We start from the raw sequence: 17,394 nt of genomic DNA, 5'->3' as shown, positions 1-17,394 counted from the left end.
ACGTCATCGAGGGAGACGACGACGCTCCCTGCACCCCGGCCGCGTCCTGAGCACCGCATCGGGTACGGGCAGACCGCCGGGCGTGAGCTGATGCCCCCCCCCGCCCGGCCGTCTGCCCGCAGCCGATGACGGGCGAAGCCGTGCGCGATACTGGACGCATGCGGATCTCAGCCAGAGCGGACTACGCGGTACGTGCCGCACTGCAGCTCGCCGCGTCACGCGATGACGGGCCACTGAAGGCCGAGGCCATCGCCGACGCCCAGGACATCCCGCACAAGTTCCTCGAAGGCATCCTGAACGACATGCGCCGAGGCGGTCTCGTGCTCAGCCAGCGCGGCGGCAACGGCGGGTACCGGCTGGCCAGGCCCGCCGAGTCGATCAGCATCGCCGACGTCATCCGCGTCGTGGAGGGCCCCCTGGTCTCGGTGCGCGGCGTCCGCCCGCCGGAGCTGTCCTACACCGGCCCCGCCGAGTCACTGCTCCCCCTGTGGATCGCGTTGCGGTCCAACGTGCGCGAGATCCTCGAGGGCGTGTCCCTCGCTGACGTCGCATCGGCCCGACTGCCCGCCGACGTAGCCGCACTGACCGATGCTCCGAAAGCGTGGGTCAACCCCTGACGCACTGGGTCGTCAACCGGCGATCCCAGGAAGCGAGATAGCCACGTCCATCATATGAACACCCCCTTGGGGAGCACGCGGCCTTCTGTCACGATCCCTATCAGCCAGGTAGGAAAACTAGGGAAATCGGGGGTGGCCATGCGATCGCACGACCGTGCAGACCTGTCGCTCCCTCTGCTGACCTCGCGCCGCCACATCGACCTCGGCCGCACGTCCAGCGCCATCTGTCAGCCCGCCTGAGGCCGTCGCCAGAAGATCCTTCGGTCGGCAGCGTCACCCACGCCCGCCCATCCCCGCGCACTTCCTCTCCCGGATCCGCGACGGCATTCCCGCCATCGAGGTCCGGCGAACGAAGCGCGGGCGCATGCCCGTGAGCTTTGCGCCTCGCGTTTTCGGCATCTCCCTGATCACACCATTCCCCGAGAGGACACCTCCGTGTCTGCCGCAAGACCGCTCACCGCCCTGCGCACCATCGCCGTCGTAGCAGCGCTCCCCCTCCTGCTCACCGCCTGCGGCTACGGATCCGACGCAGACGACGACGACAAGCAGACCGAGGTCGCGGCGGACGCCAAGAAGCTCTCCGCCGACGAAGTGAAGATCGGCTACTTCCCCAACCTGACGCACGCCACCGCGTTGGTGGGCGTCCAAGAGGGCCTGTTCCAGAAGGAACTCGGCGGCACCGCGATCAAGGCCTCCACCTTCAACGCCGGCCCCTCCGAGATCGAGGCGCTCAACGCCGGCTCCATCGACATCGGCTGGATCGGCCCCTCCCCCTCCATCAACGGCTACACCAAGTCGAACGGCAAGAACCTGCGCATCATCGGCGGTTCCGCCTCCGGCGGCGTGAAGCTCGTCGTGAACCCGAAGAAGATCAAGTCCCTGGACGACGTCAAGGGCAAGAAGATCGCCACCCCGCAGCTCGGCAACACCCAGGACGTCGCGTTCCTCAACTGGATCGCGGAGCAGGGCTGGAAGGTGAACGCCGAGAGCGGCAAGGGCGACGTCTCCGTCGTCCGCACCGACAACAAGATCACCCCGGACGCCTACAAGTCCGGCTCCATCGACGGCGCCTGGGTGCCGGAGCCGACCGCGTCCAAGCTGGTCGCCGAGGGCGGCAAGGTGCTGCTCGACGAGTCGTCGCTGTGGCCCGGCAAGAAGTTCGTGATCACGAACATCATCGTGTCGCAGAGCTTCCTCAAGGATCACCCGGACGTCGTCGAGGCCGTACTGCGCGGCTCGGTGAAGACCAACGAGTGGATCAACGCCAACCCTGACAAGGCCAAGACCTCCGCCAATGCGGCCCTGGAGAAGCTGTCGGGCAAGGCCCTGCCCGCCAAGGTCATCGACCCGGCCTGGAAGTCCATCACGTTCCTCGACGACCCGCTGGCCTCGACTCTCAACACCGAGGCGGAGCACGCCGTGAAGGCCGGCCTGCTGGACAAGCCCGACCTGAAGGGCATCTACGACCTCGCACCGCTCAACAAGGTACTCAAGGCCGAGGGCAAGGACGAGGTCGACGACGCCGGGCTCGGCGCCGAGTAACGACATCCCGCTCCCGATGAGTTCCCAGGAGGTGACGACCATGTCCACCACGGTCACCGACACGACCGAGGACGCCACGGCGGTGACGCACGCCGCCCGCATCGAGCACGTCTCGAAGTCCTTCCCCGCCCCGGGCACGCCCGGCGGGCAGCAGCTCGTGCTGGACGACATCACGCTCGATGTCGCACCGGGCGAGTTCGTCACCCTCCTGGGGGCCTCCGGCTGCGGCAAGTCCACCCTGCTCAACCTGGTCGCGGGACTGGACCGGCCGTCGGCGGGCTCCATCGACACGGACGGCCGGCCCGCCCTGATGTTCCAGGAGCACGCCCTGTTCCCCTGGTTGACCGCGGGCAAGAACATCGAGCTGGCGCTGAAAATGCGCGAGGTGGCCAAGCCGGAGCGCCGTCAGGAGACGGAACGGCTGCTGGAGCTCGTACGGCTGCAGGGCGCGTACGGCAAGCGGGTGCACGAACTCTCGGGCGGTATGCGCCAGCGCGTCGCACTGGCCCGCGCGCTCGCCCAGGACAGCCGACTGCTGCTGATGGACGAACCGTTCGCCGCGCTGGACGCCATCACCCGCGACGTCCTGCACGACGAGCTGACCCGCATCTGGCACGAGACGGGGCTGTCGGTGCTGTTCGTGACGCACAACGTGCGGGAGGCGGTGAAGCTGGCGCAGCGCGTGGTGCTGCTGTCCTCGCGGCCGGGCCGGATCGCCCGGGAATGGACCGTCGGCATCCCGCAACCGCGCCGCATCGAGGACAGCGCGGTCGCCGAGCTGTCCGCCGAAATCACCGAAGAACTGCGCAGGGAGATCCGCCGCCATGGTCAGCACTGACACCGGCACCGGCACCCGGACCGGGAAGGACGGTTCCACGGCAGCCAGAGGGCCCCAGGAGATGCAGGGCACACAAGGTCTGGCGGGACTGGAGGCCGGACTCGACGCACTGGAATCGGTACAGGCCGGCCGTACACCGCTGCGTGAGACTCTGATGGGCAAGGCGCTGCCGCCCCTCACCGCTGTCGCACTGGTGCTGGCGGTCTGGCAGCTGTTGGTGTGGGTCGAGGTCGCCCCCGACTACAAGCTGCCGTCGCCGTCCGCGGTGTGGGACGAGGTGACCGACGCCTGGCGGCAGGGCACGCTCCTCGGCTACATCTGGACATCCGATTCACGCGGCCTGCTCGGCTTCCTGATGGCACTCGCCATCGGTACGCCGCTCGGTCTGCTGGTCGCCCGGGTGAAATTCGTCCGGGCGGCCGTCGGCCCCGTCCTGTCCGGACTGCAGTCGCTGCCGTCCGTGGCCTGGGTGCCCCCCGCCGTGCTCTGGCTGGGCCTCAACAACTCGATGATGTACGCCGTGATCCTGCTCGGCGCGGTCCCCTCCATCGCCAACGGCCTCGTCGCGGGCATCGACCAGATCCCCCCGCTGTTCCTACGCGCCGGACGCACCCTGGGTGCGACCGGCCTGCGCGGCGCCTGGCACATCGTGATGCCGGGTGCGCTCCCCGGCTACCTGGCCGGACTGAAGCAGGGCTGGGCCTTCTCCTGGCGATCGCTGATGGCCGCCGAGATCATCGCGTCCTCACCCGACCTGGGCGTCGGCCTCGGACAGTTGCTGGAGAACGGGCGCAACAACGCCAGCATCTCGCAGGTGTTCCTTGCCATCTTCCTCATCCTGCTCGTCGGCATCGCCATCGACCTGCTGATCTTCAGCCCGCTGGAGCGGCGGGTGCTGCGCGGCCGGGGCCTGCTGGTCACCCGCTGAAACCACCTGGATGCCCGACAGCGTCCACGACGACCAGGAAGGCGGTGACACTGCGGAGCCAGCCCGATGAGCCTGATGACCACCGCCCTGCGCGACTCTCTCAAGACCCTGCGGCTGTCCTGGATGCGAAACCCCCGACGCCCACCTCACCCAGGCCCGGAAAGGCGAACTCGGACACCTCGACTTCCTCCAGGTCCCCTGCCACGACGAGATCACCCGCCGCGAGTCCGTCGCGCTCGCACGCCGACTGCACAAAGCCAAGTTCGAGCAGCGGGCCACGGCTCCACTCCTGCGAGTCCGCCATCCTGTTCGGACCCGTCGGCGCCGGGAGGACACACGTCGCCCAGCTCCTCGGCCGGCCGCCAGGACGTCCGCCAGGGCGCGAACGGCAAGACCGATCCCTCATCCTCACCGGCAACAGACCACCAAGCGACTGGTATCCCCTCTTCCCTAACGGCTGACCCGGTGCCGGTCTGCCACTGTCACAGGTCCTCGCTACTCTCACCGCGTCGAGACCAAGGAGGACCAGATGCTTGAAGGCGTGCTGATCGCGGAAAGTCTGCGGCTCGAAACGGAGTTGGCCGGAGTCCCCCTGCACATCACCAAGATCGCCAGGGTGGCGGTGAACAACACGGCGGCCGAGCAGCCGCAGCAATGGACGCTCCTGGACTTCGCCGCCGAGGAGGCCGACGCCGAGCGCCTGGCCGGTCAGCTGGCTGCCTGCCTGGCCCCGACCGGAGGCTGGTACGTCAACTACAACACCACCACGGAGGCGTTCGTGATCTTCGCCGACAAGATCTTCCGCTATCCGCGCAAGCAGGCCGAAGGACGTCAACAGGCACAGGACTACGCACGCTCCATCGGAATCCCCGAGCCACAACTGGACTGGCAGGACTGACCCCGACGGCTGCGGCGGCCACCACCTGACGAAGCACATGAACACCGGGGTGAGGAATCGGCTGACCGTACCGTCGGCACTCGCATGCACCCACTGCCGCCCCCGACCAACACCCACATCGAGCAGGCCGCCGTACGGGCACAGACACGGAAGCCGCAGGCCCCGCACATCGCGCGGTGCGACTCACTTTGTGGGGTCGTACCACGTGCACTGCCCACGAAGCCTCGGGCCGCCAGCCGTACGTCAGGGCACCCAGCCCTCCGGGCCTCCACCACGCCACTCGATCAACGCGGACTGCTGCACCCACACATCGTCGACGCCGTCCGGGCCCGCGAGACGCAGGAACTCGACGACGTCCAGCAGCCCGTACGCCAGCCCGCACGAACCGGTGGTCCACGCGCACCCGTGGGCCGCCTTGCCGTGTGGGACAGACAGTGAACGTCCATTCGACAATCATCAGACAGGCTCCGTCTTACGACGAGCTCCGTGCGCTGCAACTGGAGCCGGTCGGTGTCGTCGTGCCGCCGGGGCCGCGCATAGTGGCCTGTATCGAGGCGCCGGTCGGGCGGTACTACAGCAAGACTGAGAAAGTCGACGCAGTTCCTATCTGACGATCTTGGACTCGGCGCAGGCCAGGCTCACGCGGAGCCCTTCGATCTCGCCGAGCCGGCCCTCCCTTTGCGCCTCGGCGATGCGGTCAACGAGGTTGCCCCTGACATCCGCCGGCCGACCGCCCCAAGTGGGGGCGGGGCGAAGCAGAGAACAGCAGACGCAGACTTGTCCGCACTTGCTCAGGACGAACGTCAGCTCCCCGCGCCCGGATGTCCCCACTGCGCATAGTGGTTGCACGGTCGCACGGCGGGGGCTGGCTTCGCGCGACGGGGCCGTAGTGGGATCTCGGCGAAATCAGCTGATCTGGTCAAGGCGAGCCCTCGGCCACGCACGGATATGCTGTCGGCTCGGTTTGGGGAGCGGGGGCAGCGATGATCGGTGGCAACGACGCCGTCTGCGAGATCCCGGTGCCACCGCGTCTGGGTACTCTCGCCGATCTGGCGCCGGTACGTGATCGCGATCGCCCTGTGTGGCTGGCGCTGAGCGAGGATGGCAAGATCAGTCGGTGGGATGTGGCAGCCGGTCATCACGAGATCGTCGCCTCCACCACCGTTCCGGCGGAATCCGATCGCGAGCCATGGAACGGCCGCCGGCTCCGCAGGCGCCTGCACGCCTCCCACGACGGCAGGTTCGCCGCGGTGGTCAACGACTACGGCCGCTTCGGCGAGGTGCTCGACCTCCGGACCGGCGAGGTGACCCTGGCCCTGGACAACCAGGGCGGTCACGAGGGGACCGTGCCGTTCTCACTGGAGTTCGCGCAGAGCCGTGGGCGTTGCGTGGTGGTCCACCGCACGGCCTGGAACCGGCTGGACGTGTCGGACGCACAGACGGGGGCTTTATTGACTGATCGCTCGCTTCTCGCTCAGGCAAACGCGGACACCATGCCGGAGCACCACCTCGACTACTTCCACGGCTCGCTGTATGTGAGCCCTGATGGGAAGCGGATCCTGGACGACGGCTGGGTCTGGCATCCCGTTGGGATGCCTGCGGTGTGGGATCTGGACCCATGGATCGACGGCAACGTCTGGGAGTCCGAGGACGGTCCCAGCCGGGTTGATGTCTGCGGGCGAGAGTACTACTGGGACCACGCCATGACCTGGATCGACTCCAGCCGGGTCGCCGTCGAGGGCCTCGGCGATGACGACGATGTCATGCGGCCAGGGGCACGGATCTTCGACACGAGCAGATCGGGTCAGACTGGTCTGTGGCAGATGCCGACGGCCGCAGAGCTCCTTGCAATCGAGGGCCCGACCGGACGCTTCTTCAGCGACGGCACCCACCTGTTCAGTTGTGGTGACACAGATCTGTCCATATGGGATCCGGCCGAGGGGAAGCTTCTGGCCACCGTCGCCGGCTTCTCTCCCACGCACTACCACCCGGGTGCCCGGCAGTCTTTACTGCTCGCCGACGACGGCGTGGTCCGTTCCTGTACTTGACCGGAAATCGCCAGGACTTCAGGCGCGTGACGCTTCGTTGGCCTGGTGGTCGTGCCGCTGACAGGGCCCTGATGATGCGGTGGCTGCGGGCCGCGGTCAGGTTGTCGGCACGGCCCGGCAGTGGAGGCGAGATCCACCACCACCTCCCTGCCGGCATCCGCGATGACCCGCACGTTCACGCCTTCCTCCTGCGCCGGCTTCGCCTGCAGCGGCGTCGGTACTTCTTGGAGAAGTCGGCCCAGCTGTCGCTGCCCCGGTCGCACTCGGCGAGTGTTACGTCGAGCGGAACATGGTCGGGAACGGCTTCCCGCAGGACCTGCGGCAGGCCGGGCGTCGGCCGGGCTAGGCGGCCGACGACGGTGGCGACATAGGCGTTGGCGGTGCCGGCGGCCAGGCGTCATCCCAACGGTACCCGTTCTCGACGGACAGGCCGACGTACTACCGGCAGCGACTCGACGCCCGGGATGGGTGGCGATCCCGCGCCGCCACGGGGGGACCACCCGCGGCGCAGGCAGGGGGGCGGCGTCGCGGTGACGTCACGGCAGGGGGGTACCGCCGGTCGCGTTGAGGATTTCGGCGGTGATGAAGCTCGCTTCCTGTGAGGCGAGGTAGACGTACGCGGGAGCCAGTTCGGCCGGCTGTGCCGGTCGGCCCAGCGGGGTCTGCTTCCCGAACTCCGCCGTGTCGGGCATGGTCGCGGGGATCAACGGCGTCCACACCGGGCCGGGTGCCACAGCGTTGACGCGGATGCCGCGCTCCGCCAGCATCTGCGCCAGTCCCTGCGTGAAGGTGACGATCGCGCCCTTGGTCATCGCGTAGTCCAGCAGGTGCGGGCTGGGCTTGTATGCCTGTACCGAGGTGGAGTTGATGACGCTGCCGCCCTCCGGGACGTGCGGCAGGGCATGCCTGGTCAGCCAGAACATGCCGTAGAGGTTCGTTCGCATCACCCGGTCGAACTGCTCTGTCGAGATCGCCTCGATTCCGTCCGGCTGAGACATCTGGTACGCCGCGTTGTTCACCAGGACGTCAATGCGGCCGAACTCCTCGACCGCCCTGCCGACGACCGCCCGGCACTCGTCCTCCTCGCGGATGTCGCAGGGGACGGCGATCGCCTTGCGTCCGGCGTCGTTCACCAGCCGGGTCGTCTCCGCCGCGTCGTCCGCCTCCTGCTCCAGGTAGGTGAACAGCACGTCGGCGCCCTCACGGGCGAACGCCAGAGCCACGGCCCGGCCAATGCCTGAGTCGCCGCCCGTGATGACCGTCTTCCGGCCATCCAACCGGCCGGAACCCCGGTAGGAGTCCTCGCCGTGGTCCGGCGGCGGGTCCATCGGGCCCGTCCACCCCGGATGCGGCTGATCCTGCGAGGGGAAGCCGGGCCTGGGGTGCTGTGTCGTCGGATCCTGCTGAGCGTGCTGCTCGTCGCCCACGTAGGCCTCCCTTGTGATCGTGCGGTGTTCTGGATCACCGGGTTCCCACATACACCTGGCGGAAGCCACCTCCCACCCGAACAGCCGGATGGGGCGCTGTGCAGGTTGGAGGTCAGTCATGGCGGGAGCCGGGGGGCAGTCCTGAGGTTGGAAAACCCTCACGGACGCCTGGCTGAAGAAGATCGGCAGGCAGGCGCACGTCGACGGCCCCGTGTTCTCCGTGAGTCCGCTCCTCGACCGGACGTTATGGCTTGACCGACCCGCTCATTACGGAAGCCCGCCGCGCCGAGCAACGCCCGGTACTCGCTCTCGGTGCGCTCCCTCACACCGAGCAGGCTCACCATGACCAGGTCCATGTGCTTGGACGGATGCGGCTCGTCACCGGCGGACACGACCTGTTCGATGAGCAACCGAGATCCCACCGTCATCCTCGTCACGGTCCTGCAATGGGGCCGCTGGCCTCCGGGCCCGGCATAGCTGGACCCCCTGTCGAACGGATGACCTGGGGCGGTGGTGCCACTGGCCCGCGAGACGCCGATACGGCCTCGCCTTCGACCTCCCCGAGGACCTCGCCACCGTCTACGACAAGCTCGGCTTCGACCTCCAGCGCGTCAACGCCGGGCACCCTCCCACTGCCCGCCACCTACGTCATCGACCGCGATGGAATGATCCGCTGGGCCTTCGCCGACGCCGACTACACGAGGCGGGCAGAACCGGCCGAGATACTCGCCGCGCTGGACGCCCTGCTTCGATGACGGCGACATCGCCCGTCAGGCACGGGCGAGTTCGGCCGCACCGAAGGACACGTCGAAACGGTCGCACCAGATGCTCACGCTGGTGAAGCCCGCAGGGTCGACATCGGGGGGCACGGTGTAATTCTGGCTCCCTTTGTTGCCCTTGAGCTTGCCGAGGCTGACATGCTTCCCGTCGTCGAACACCCGCCAGCCCGCGGTTCCCTCCTTCACCGGAGCGTCGGTCAACCACACCCGCAGGTCCGGGCCGTTGCTGGTGTCGAGATTCTCCAGCCGGACGACATGGGAGCCGTCCGCGAGCCGTACGAGTTTCACCGTCCCCGAGGTGGCGTGCTCGTGGCTGATCAGCTCGCCGCTGGCCACCGTCTGCGGCTGCTCGGCCGGGCCGGGCACCTCGGACACGCGGGATGTGGAGGGCTCGGGCATGGATCGGGCCGTGGCTACGACACCCGGGAGCGTCTCGTCCACTGTCTCGTCCTGCCACAGCTTCCACGGCTGGAACCAATACAGTCCGAAGCCGACGGCGGCAATGACCACCACCAACGCCCCCACACCCAACGGCCTGCCCAGCGTCTTCCGCCCACGCCTCATCCCGGCCCCAATTCGTCGGAGTTTTCTGTCGACACCTCATTCAACGGATCAGGCGGCCGTGACACATCCGGAGGCCAGATGACGGAATCCTTACGTCCGAACGACCGGAGGGGACCAGATCACGGCTCTGCGGGACGGTGAACCGGATCCCGGCCCTGCGATTGCCCCGGCCGCCGGGCGGCCTGCTACTGCTGCGGGGGCTGGGGGATCTGCGTGGGGCCGTGGCGGTTCTGGACCCGTTCGGGCCCTTGCTGGCTGCGGTCCACGGGCCAGAGGACTGAACGTTACTGAAATCAGGTGTCAGCGCACAGGTGGAGGTGCGCGGACTGCACCGTCTACCGCACCTCCGGCATCGACCAGGAACTGGCCGGCGTCCGGTTATGACTGACGGCGGCTACCGCGAACCCCGAGGTGATTCCTGCGGGACCACCGCATCGCCCACCTGCACAACTTCGCCCTCACGGGCTGATCGCGAGTCGGTCAGTGATCGCTGCCAAGAGCAGTCACGAGACACCCTTGGCTCGGCCCGACTCATCCTTCGTCCATGGCGATGACCAGTTTGCCGCCCTTCGGGCGCTGCTCTCGCTCCAGCTCCGTCAGGGCGGGAATCGCATCGGCCAACGGGACGGTACGGGCGATGGGCAGGCGGAGGGTCCGGGCCATCTCCTCCAGGTCGGCGGTCGTCGGCCAGCCCATCATCGCCCGGAACGGGCCGGGCAGTGCGCTTCTGATCATCTTGGCCGGGGTTGGGACGATGTCGACGATGGTTCCGCCCGGCTTCAGCAGCGTTCGGGACACGGCGAAGGGAAGTGTGCCGGGCGTGTCGAAGACGAGATCGAACCGTTCCGCGAGGGCGGCCGGGTCGAACCCGAAACCCACGACCGGTTCGACTCCGAGCGCGCGGGCCTCGTCGGTCGCAGGATTGCGGCAACTGCCTGCGACCGAGGCTCCCCGCGCCCGGGCGAACTGGACGGCGGCCCGGCCCACACCACCCAGGCATCCGTTGACGAAGACCGCCTGCCCGGGCCGGAGTTCCGCCGTGGCCTGGTAGGCGGTCACGCCCACGGTCGGCAGGGCGGCGGCCTGCTCGTACGACAGGTCCACCGGTTTGAGCACGACCGCAGCCTCCGGGGCCGTCACCATGCCGGCGAACGCCCCCGCCTGCCGGAACCGAGCCAGGCCGAGTACCGCGTCGCCGGCCTTCAGACGGGTGACGCCGGCGCCGACCGCCTCGACGACTCCGGCGAAGTCGTGCCCCATCGCCCGAGGAAAGGAGCGGCCGGTCATCAGCTTCATCTCGCCGTTGCGCATCTTCCAGTCCAGCGCGTTGGCAGCCGCTGCTCGGACGCGGACGAGTACCTCATCCTGAACCGGGCGCGGTGGCTCGAACTCAGCCAGCCGCATCACCTCCGGGCCGCCGTAGCGGTCGTATTGAAGGCGTTTCACGAGGCGTACTCGTTCGAGATCTCGGTGGCGTAGTTCTTCCAGAGCGGTTCCATGGTCTCGGCGTTGACCGGCTGCCCGGAATCGATCATGGCCTTGAAGTCGCGGAAGTACTGCACGTACAGGTCCGGCGTGAAGGTGTTCAGCATGACCGCGTTCTCGTCGCCGACGTTGGCGAACGTGTGCGGCGCCCCGGTCGGCACGATGACCCAGGTGCCCGGCCCGGCGTCGTACTGGTCCTCGCCGACGGTGAACCGGAAAGTTCCCGCCAGCACGTAGAAGCCCTCGTCATGCTGAGCGTGGCGATGCTGCAACGGGCTCGGGGTGCCCGGCGGAATGGTGACCTCGGCGAACCCCAGCCGGTGGTCGGTGTGCTCGCCGCTCTCCAGGATGCGGATCTGCTGCGCCCCGCTGCCGAGGATCTCGCCCTCACCGGGGCGGACGATGTTTACCTTCGCCACGACTTCTCCTATGGCTCTTGTCTGCCTTGGTCACCACCATCCTTTCCCGGGCCGGCTGTGCGCGTCTTGGTCGTCTGCGCACGCTTGCTGGTTACCAGTGCACGGGCGTTGTAGCCGTACGTCGCCTTGAAGAGCTTGCTGAAATGGGTGGGATCGGAGAATCCCCACCGGGCGGCCACGGCGGTGACCGTACGTCCGCTTCCGGTCAGCTCGGCGCGGCAGCGCTCCAGGCGACGACGGCGGATCAGGGCCGCGACAGTGAGCGGCTGGTCCTCGAAGAGCTTGTGCAGCCGGCGTACGGATATGTTGTGGGCGGCGGCGATGCCGGGCGGGGACAGATCGGGATCGGCCAGCCGCGCCTCGATGTAGCCGGCGATCCGGTCCCGCAGCCAGTCGTCCGGGGCCGGTTGTTCGTCGCCGAGCCGGGCCTCCAGTGCGACCGCGATCAGCTCGACGACGGCCGCCGCCGACCGCAACGCCTCCGACTCGCGGAATCCGGTCGCCGACCGCGCCGACTCCCGGGCCAGCACGGAGACGAGGGCGCCCGGGCCGTGGCTGCCGTCGATGCGTACGCCGATGAGCCGGTCGATCTGCGCGGGCCGAATCCGAAGCTCCCGGCGCGGAACCAGAATGGTGACGTGCTCTGCGGCGGTGCTCTCGAACCGGAGCGTGCGCGTGGGATCGAGCAACACCAGGTCGGTGGGCCCGAGTTCGGCGTAGCCGTGCCCTTGCTCGATCCGCGTGCGGCCCCTGGCCATCACCTTGACCGCCAGGTTGTCGCCGTCGGAGGCGTCGCGCTCCCGCCCGATGCAGGAGCTCTCTGGCGTGCCGAGGGACACCAGCCGCAGCGGCCCGAGGTCACGGGTTGCTATCCGGCCCCGGAAGCCGGCCCCGGCCAGCTTGTTGACCAGCGGCGGAAACCCGCTGGCAGCCAGCTCCTTCTGGAGCGTCTCAAGGTCGCCGATCACCGGTCAACGATAACGGCGACACTTCTCCTCGGGCACGGTGCTCGGCGTGTGTTCCGGCGGCGCCGGCCCCGCATCTGCTCTCCCAGGCTCTGGTGTACGCGGTGGACTGCTCACTGGGTGAAGAACGTCGCGTCCGACTGGGCGGTCGTCGTGCTGACAGCCTGGACGTACAGCAGGTAGTTGTAGTGGCGGATGTAGCAGCCCGGCAGGTTGAAGGACTCGTACGAGACCCCCGCGGAGTCCGCGAGCCCGGCCCGGGCGATGAAGGAGGCGTCACCGGCGAAGAGCGCCGTCCCGTCATTCTTGTCCACCCACACCTCGTTGTTCTTGTGGCGCAGGAAGTAGCCGGGGAAAATCGCCGATTCCAGGGAGACGGTACCGGTGCCGGCCAGGCCGGTGACGACGCGGAACTGCGAGTCGGCGATCGGGGCGACATTCGCCTCGATTCTGGCGCGGTATTCCCAGTGCCGGACGAACCGGTCGGGGAAGTTGTACGAAGAGAGCCGGATCGGGGTGAGACCGTCGGCGACCGGAATGCCGAAGTCGGGCGTGCCGTCGGCCTTCCAGTAAAGCTTCTGGACGCGGGTGCGGCGGTTGGGGTCGTTGAGCGGGGAACCGCTGATGTCCTTGTAGCTGCGGTCGTGGTAGACGAGGATGTCCGACTTTCCGTCCTCGGACACCGTGAATTGGTTGTGTCCGGGGCCGTACTGGCTGGTGGCGGCATTGCTGGCGAAGACCGGGCCAGCGCTTTTTGTCCACGACGAGGCGCTGAGCAGGTCGGCCGAGGATGACGCGGTGAGCATGCCCATGCAGTAGTTGGCGTCGGTGGCACTGGCCGAGAAGGTCAGGAAGACCTTGCCGCCCCGCTGGATCACGGCCGGGCCCTCGTTGACAGTCTCGCCTCCGGCGGTCTCCCACGCGGCGGTGGGCCTGCTCATCATGACCGGGTTGCCCGTGATGGTCCATGGACTGGACATCTGCGCGAGGTAGATGTTGGTGCCACGGCCGACGGCCGGGTCGTTCTGCGCCCAGGCGAGATAGCGCGTGCCGTTCACGGCGAAGGTCGTCGCATCCAGGGAGAAGGTGTCCAGCGGCAGGGCGATGCGTCCCTTCTCCGTCCAGGTCCCCGTGATCGGGTTCGCGGCGGCGCACTCCAGGACGTAGGGCCGGATGTGCCAGATGTCGTCGGCATCACCGGCGGCGAAGTAGACGTACCACTTGCCGTCGATGAAGTGGATCTCCGGGGCCCAGATGTGTGCGCCCATCGCACCGCCGGCGTGCTTGGTCCAGATCGTCGTCTCGGTTGCCGAGGACAGCCCCTGGATCGTGGCGGCGCGGCGCAGCACGATCCGGTCGTACGCCGGCACCGTGGCGGTGAAGTAGTAGAAGCCGTCGGTGTGCTTGAAGATGTGCGGGTCGGCCCTCTGCTCGGCGATGGTGTTCGTGTAGGTCACGCCCGGTGACGTGGGCACGGCGGCGTGGGCGCCACCGGCCGAGACACCGGTGATGGTGGCGGCGGCCGAGCCGGCGATCAAGCCGAGGACCGATCGACGGGTGAGCTCAACTCTCACGGATTGCTCCCTCTGGTGCGGGCGGCGCAGAGAAGACGACCACTCAACTGCCGGTATTTCGAACGGCGTTCGTAAATTCGGCCAGAACCTAAGTCCTGCGCGCGCCGTCGTCAACACTTTGGCCAAACCAGCACCCCACGAGTTGGCCGACGCCTGCCACGAAAGCCCCATGGGCGTCGGATGTATTGACGCACCATGATTCCTCCACCTAGCCTCTGCCCGATTCTGCGAACGGCGTTCGGCATATCGCACCACGTGACGGGGCGGCTCCCGTTGACCAAGGAGACAGAGGCATCTCGGTCACCGCCGCTGATATCGCAGCATTCCGAAGGCGGCCACCGCGTGCCGGGCCACAGACACCAGGAACCGCGGAGAGCGGGAAGCCGCACAGAAAGGAGGCCGAAGCCGCGCACGAATGCGGCACTTCGCAGGCGCCGGAAACACGGGAGACGCGCCGCATCCCGGGAGGCACACCGTTGCCCGGATCCGCCCCCCTTCCGGATCGTGAAGACAGGAGATCCACATGTACGCGCTCCGCGCCCGGCTGACGGTGATACTGCTCGCCGCATGCCTCCTCCTCGCCGGCCAGGCCCTGACCGCACCCCAACAAGCCGACGCAGCCGAACCGGGTTACCTGATGGTGCACTTCACCGGTGAGGGGGCGGCCAACCAGCAGATGTACCTTTCCCACAGCACGGACGGCCTGCACTGGAACGACCTCAACGGGGGCGGGACGGTGCTGCGCTCCACGGTCGGCACGCAGGGGGTGCGCGACCCCGCATTCGTGAGATCCCCCGACGGCAGCAAGTACTGGATCATCGCCACCGACCTGTGCATCGGTTGTGGCCAGGACTGGAATGCCGCCATCAACAACGGCAGCCGCAACCTGGTGGTGTGGGAGTCGACGGACCTGGTCACCTGGTCCCAGCCCTGGCTGCTCAACGTCGCCGGTACCATCCCCGACGGCCGCAACGCCTGGGCGCCCGAGGCGATCTTCGATCCCGAGACCAACGACTACGTCCTGTACTGGGCGACCAACGTGCCCCTCGACGGCAGGACGAAGCACCGCATCTACTACGCCCGCACCAGCGACTTCCGGACCATCACCACCCCGAAGCCCTACATCGAGCGCCCCGGCACGCAGGAGATCATCGACACCCAGATCATCGAGATGCCGGCCGGAGTGGGCAGCTACCGCTACGTGCGGGCCTCCGGTGACGGTCAGATCACCCTCGAGGGCAGCAACTCCGTCCTCGGAACCTGGACCCGGCTCGGCGACCTCTCCGGCATCGGCCTGACCGGGTCGATGGTCGAGGGCCCGATGTGGATGAAGTTCAACGGCACCGACAAGTGGGCCCTCTACCTCGACCAGTACGCCACCGGCGGCGGCTACATGCCGGTCCTGACGACCGACCCGTCCAACCCCGCCTCCTACCAGAGGCAGGCTGCGGGAAGCTACACCATGGGCGGCACGAAGAAGCGCCACGGCTGGATCATGAACCTGACCGCCGCCGAGGAGAGCCGCGTCCTCGCCCGCTGGCCCAACACCCCCGCCCAGCGGCTCCAGTCGTACAACTTCCAGGACCGCTACGTGCGCCACACCAACTTCGACGTGCGCATCGATCCCACCGTAAGCCCCTCCGAGGACGCCCAGTTCCGGCTGCGCCCCGGTCTGGCCGGCACCGGCACCGTCTCCTTCGAGTCGGTGAACCACCCCGGCTACTTCCTGCGCCACTTCAACTTCGACTTCCGGCTCGCCCACAACGACGGCACCGCCCAGTTCGCCGCGGACGCCACCTTCCGCAAGGTCGCCGGCCTCGCCGACGCCGGCTGGTCCTCGTTCCAGTCGTACAACTACCCCGACCGCTACATCCGCCACTACGCCTACGAACTACGCCTCGACCCGATCACCACCACGACGGGACGCAGCGACGCCACCTTCCGTGTGACGAACTGACCCCACGCCGACAGGGACGTGGGATCCGCTGACGACACCGGGATGCGACTGCTGCCGGCCCTGGTCCGGCAGGGGGCGAGCGGCAGCGCCTCCCGGAGCACGCCGGCGTCGGCCGGGTCTGCCAAGCCCGGCTGGTTCCCGCGCACGGGCAGATCCGCTGCCGACATGTGCCTGGGACCACTCGACGTCGTGGGCCCAGGAGACACCAGGCCGGCCAAGTCCGTGGACGACGCCAAGTGGTCATCCTTCATCGGCATGCTGGCGTACAAAGCCGTCCGGTACGGCCGCACCCTGGTCAGGATCGGCCGGTTCACACCGGCCTCCCAGACCCGCCACGCCTGCGGCACCGTGGACGGGCCCAAACCCCTCAACGTCCGGGAATGGACCTGCAACGCCTGCCGCACCGTCCACGACCGGGACCACAACGCCGCACTCAACATCAAACAGGCCACCGGACTGGCGGTACGAGCCTGCCGAGCGCCGGTAAGACCAGAACCCGTTCTGGCACAGCGCGAAGAAACAGGAAGCCACGGATTCCATTCGCACCTCGTCATGCGGTGATTGCATAACGCATAGCTGTGGACATGGGCATGCTTCCCGATCTGGATCTGCGACTTGTCCGGTACTTCATGGTCGTCGCCGAGCATCTGAACTTCGCCCGTGCGGCCGAGGAACTAGTAGGGCTTGGTCATCTTCATTTGTGTATGCGTGTCCGCTGCTCTACGAGCGTCGTTGGAATGGCGTGACACCTGAGGAGATGGCCGGGGTCCGGGAGGACCTGGAGGCGTTCGCGGCGGAGTTGTTCGATGGGTTCTTCCGTGCGGATCAGCGGCGTTGGGGGCAGGCGTATGTGCGCGGACTGCTTTTGGACGGGCGGCGTAAGTCGGTGGAGCCGATGGCGGCCCGTCTCGGTGAGGACGGTAACCGTCAGGCGCTGGCGCACTTCATCACCTCCAGTCCGTGGGATCCGGCCCATGTGCGGGCCCGGCTGGCCTGGAGGATGCACGAGGTGATCGGTCCGGAGGCGTTGATCGTCGACGACACCGGCTTCCTCAAGGACGGGGACGCCTCGGTGTGTGTGTCGCGGCAGTACACCGGCACCGCGGGCAAGGTCACCAAATGCCAGGTCGGGGTGTCGCTGCACCTGGCCACCGATCATGCCTCGGCCGCGGTGAACTGGCGGCTGTTCATGCCCGCGTCCTGGGATCCGGCCCCGCACCGGCGGGCTGGTAGCGGATGCGGACAAGGTCGCCCGCCGCAGCCGCTGCGGCATTCCCGACCGGGTGGGGCATGTGGAGAAGTGGCAGCTGGCCCTGGACATGATCGACGAGAGCAGGTCGTGGGGCATCGACA

At 67.9% G+C, this 17,394-nt stretch carries 16 protein-coding genes and 5 pseudogenes; 12 read left to right on the top strand and 9 right to left on the bottom strand.

The genetic code is table 11. From position 1 onward, the window contains the following. The first annotated feature begins 158 nt into the window (after positions 1-158). From EHS43_RS17215 to EHS43_RS17190, 6 genes are all read left to right on the top strand, one after another. Positions 159-617, top strand: a complete 459-nt coding sequence (locus EHS43_RS17215; protein ID WP_125191648.1) for an Rrf2 family transcriptional regulator — start codon at positions 159-161, stop codon at positions 615-617. 54 nt (positions 618-671) lie between these two features. Further along, on the top strand, positions 672-857 hold the full coding sequence (locus tag EHS43_RS48950; protein ID WP_369009047.1) for a putative leader peptide: 186 nt from the start codon (positions 672-674) through the stop codon (positions 855-857). Positions 858-1,052: 195 nt separating this feature from the next. Then, the gene (locus EHS43_RS17210) at positions 1,053-2,159 is read left to right on the top strand and encodes an aliphatic sulfonate ABC transporter substrate-binding protein (protein ID WP_125191647.1); all 1,107 of its coding nucleotides are present in this window, start codon (positions 1,053-1,055) and stop codon (positions 2,157-2,159) included. 40 nt (positions 2,160-2,199) lie between these two features. Then, on the top strand, positions 2,200-2,997 hold the full coding sequence (locus EHS43_RS17205; RefSeq protein WP_125191651.1) for an ABC transporter ATP-binding protein: 798 nt from the start codon (positions 2,200-2,202) through the stop codon (positions 2,995-2,997). Then, positions 2,984-3,925, top strand: coding sequence for an ABC transporter permease (locus EHS43_RS17200; RefSeq protein ID WP_125191646.1), 942 nt, complete (start codon positions 2,984-2,986; stop codon positions 3,923-3,925). The genes EHS43_RS17205 and EHS43_RS17200 overlap by 14 nt, the downstream gene beginning before the upstream one ends. Before the next feature lie 529 nt (positions 3,926-4,454). Next, complete coding sequence (locus tag EHS43_RS17190) at positions 4,455-4,823, top strand: hypothetical protein (protein WP_125191645.1); 369 nt, start codon at positions 4,455-4,457, stop codon at positions 4,821-4,823. Positions 4,824-5,066: 243 nt separating this feature from the next. On the opposite strand, the gene EHS43_RS17185 is transcribed toward EHS43_RS17190, so the two are convergent. Further along, positions 5,067-5,276 carry a hypothetical protein gene (locus EHS43_RS17185; RefSeq protein ID WP_312023425.1) on the bottom strand — a complete coding sequence of 70 codons (210 nt, stop codon included), beginning with the start codon at positions 5,274-5,276 and terminating at the stop codon, positions 5,067-5,069. Positions 5,277-5,806: 530 nt separating this feature from the next. On the opposite strand from EHS43_RS17185, the gene EHS43_RS17180 reads away from it, so the two are divergent. Further along, positions 5,807-6,871, top strand: coding sequence for a hypothetical protein (locus EHS43_RS17180; protein WP_125191644.1), 1,065 nt, complete (start codon positions 5,807-5,809; stop codon positions 6,869-6,871). A gap of 52 nt (positions 6,872-6,923) precedes the next feature. Here EHS43_RS17180 and EHS43_RS47795 read toward each other — a convergent pair. The 3 genes and pseudogenes from EHS43_RS47795 to EHS43_RS48945 all read right to left on the bottom strand — a co-directional run. Continuing rightward, positions 6,924-7,053: pseudogene (locus tag EHS43_RS47795) on the bottom strand (IS5/IS1182 family transposase); the annotation flags it as partial. A gap of 354 nt (positions 7,054-7,407) precedes the next feature. After that, on the bottom strand, positions 7,408-8,298 hold the full coding sequence (locus tag EHS43_RS17175; protein ID WP_125191643.1) for an SDR family oxidoreductase: 891 nt from the start codon (positions 8,296-8,298) through the stop codon (positions 7,408-7,410). Positions 8,299-8,456: 158 nt separating this feature from the next. Further along, positions 8,457-8,726 (bottom strand): methyltransferase, encoded by a 270-nt coding sequence (locus tag EHS43_RS48945; RefSeq protein WP_125191642.1) that lies wholly within the window; start codon positions 8,724-8,726, stop codon positions 8,457-8,459. Between the two features lie 104 nt (positions 8,727-8,830). Here EHS43_RS48945 and EHS43_RS17165 point away from each other — a divergent pair. Next, a pseudogene (locus EHS43_RS17165) lies at positions 8,831-9,053 on the top strand (AhpC/TSA family protein); the annotation flags it as partial. 15 nt (positions 9,054-9,068) lie between these two features. Here EHS43_RS17165 and EHS43_RS17160 read toward each other — a convergent pair. From EHS43_RS17160 to EHS43_RS17140, 5 genes are all read right to left on the bottom strand, one after another. Continuing rightward, complete coding sequence (locus EHS43_RS17160) at positions 9,069-9,641, bottom strand: DM13 domain-containing protein (protein WP_125191641.1); 573 nt, start codon at positions 9,639-9,641, stop codon at positions 9,069-9,071. A 531-nt stretch (positions 9,642-10,172) separates the two neighbouring features. Beyond that, positions 10,173-11,087 carry an NAD(P)-dependent alcohol dehydrogenase gene (locus EHS43_RS17155; RefSeq protein ID WP_260470572.1) on the bottom strand — a complete coding sequence of 305 codons (915 nt, stop codon included), beginning with the start codon at positions 11,085-11,087 and terminating at the stop codon, positions 10,173-10,175. Then, the gene (locus EHS43_RS17150) at positions 11,084-11,545 is read right to left on the bottom strand and encodes a cupin domain-containing protein (protein ID WP_125191640.1); all 462 of its coding nucleotides are present in this window, start codon (positions 11,543-11,545) and stop codon (positions 11,084-11,086) included. The genes EHS43_RS17155 and EHS43_RS17150 overlap by 4 nt, the downstream gene beginning before the upstream one ends. Before the next feature lie 8 nt (positions 11,546-11,553). Continuing rightward, positions 11,554-12,513 (bottom strand): helix-turn-helix domain-containing protein, encoded by a 960-nt coding sequence (locus tag EHS43_RS17145; RefSeq protein WP_125191639.1) that lies wholly within the window; start codon positions 12,511-12,513, stop codon positions 11,554-11,556. Positions 12,514-12,623: 110 nt separating this feature from the next. Next, entirely contained in the window at positions 12,624-14,048 is a 1,425-nt protein-coding gene (locus tag EHS43_RS17140) for a family 43 glycosylhydrolase (protein WP_125191649.1), read from the bottom strand. Between the two features lie 559 nt (positions 14,049-14,607). Between EHS43_RS17140 and EHS43_RS17135 the strand changes: the two genes are divergently transcribed. From EHS43_RS17135 to EHS43_RS17120, 4 genes and pseudogenes are all read left to right on the top strand, one after another. Further along, positions 14,608-16,041: a glycoside hydrolase family 43 protein gene (locus EHS43_RS17135; protein ID WP_125191638.1), complete on the top strand. Its 1,434-nt coding sequence runs from the start codon at positions 14,608-14,610 to the stop codon at positions 16,039-16,041. A 204-nt stretch (positions 16,042-16,245) separates the two neighbouring features. Continuing rightward, positions 16,246-16,602: pseudogene (locus tag EHS43_RS17130) on the top strand (zinc ribbon domain-containing protein); the annotation flags it as partial. A gap of 23 nt (positions 16,603-16,625) precedes the next feature. Beyond that, positions 16,626-16,718, top strand: a pseudogene (locus tag EHS43_RS47790) (LysR family transcriptional regulator); the annotation flags it as partial. Between the two features lie 80 nt (positions 16,719-16,798). Beyond that, positions 16,799-17,394, top strand: a pseudogene (locus tag EHS43_RS17120) (IS701 family transposase); the annotation flags it as partial.

Origin of the sequence: Streptomyces sp. RP5T (assembly GCF_003933965.1) — a bacterium.
Lineage (GTDB): Bacteria > Actinomycetota > Actinomycetes > Streptomycetales > Streptomycetaceae > Streptomyces.
The sequence above is the reverse complement of the archived record's forward strand: the minus strand, read 5'-3'. Positions and strand labels throughout refer to the sequence as shown.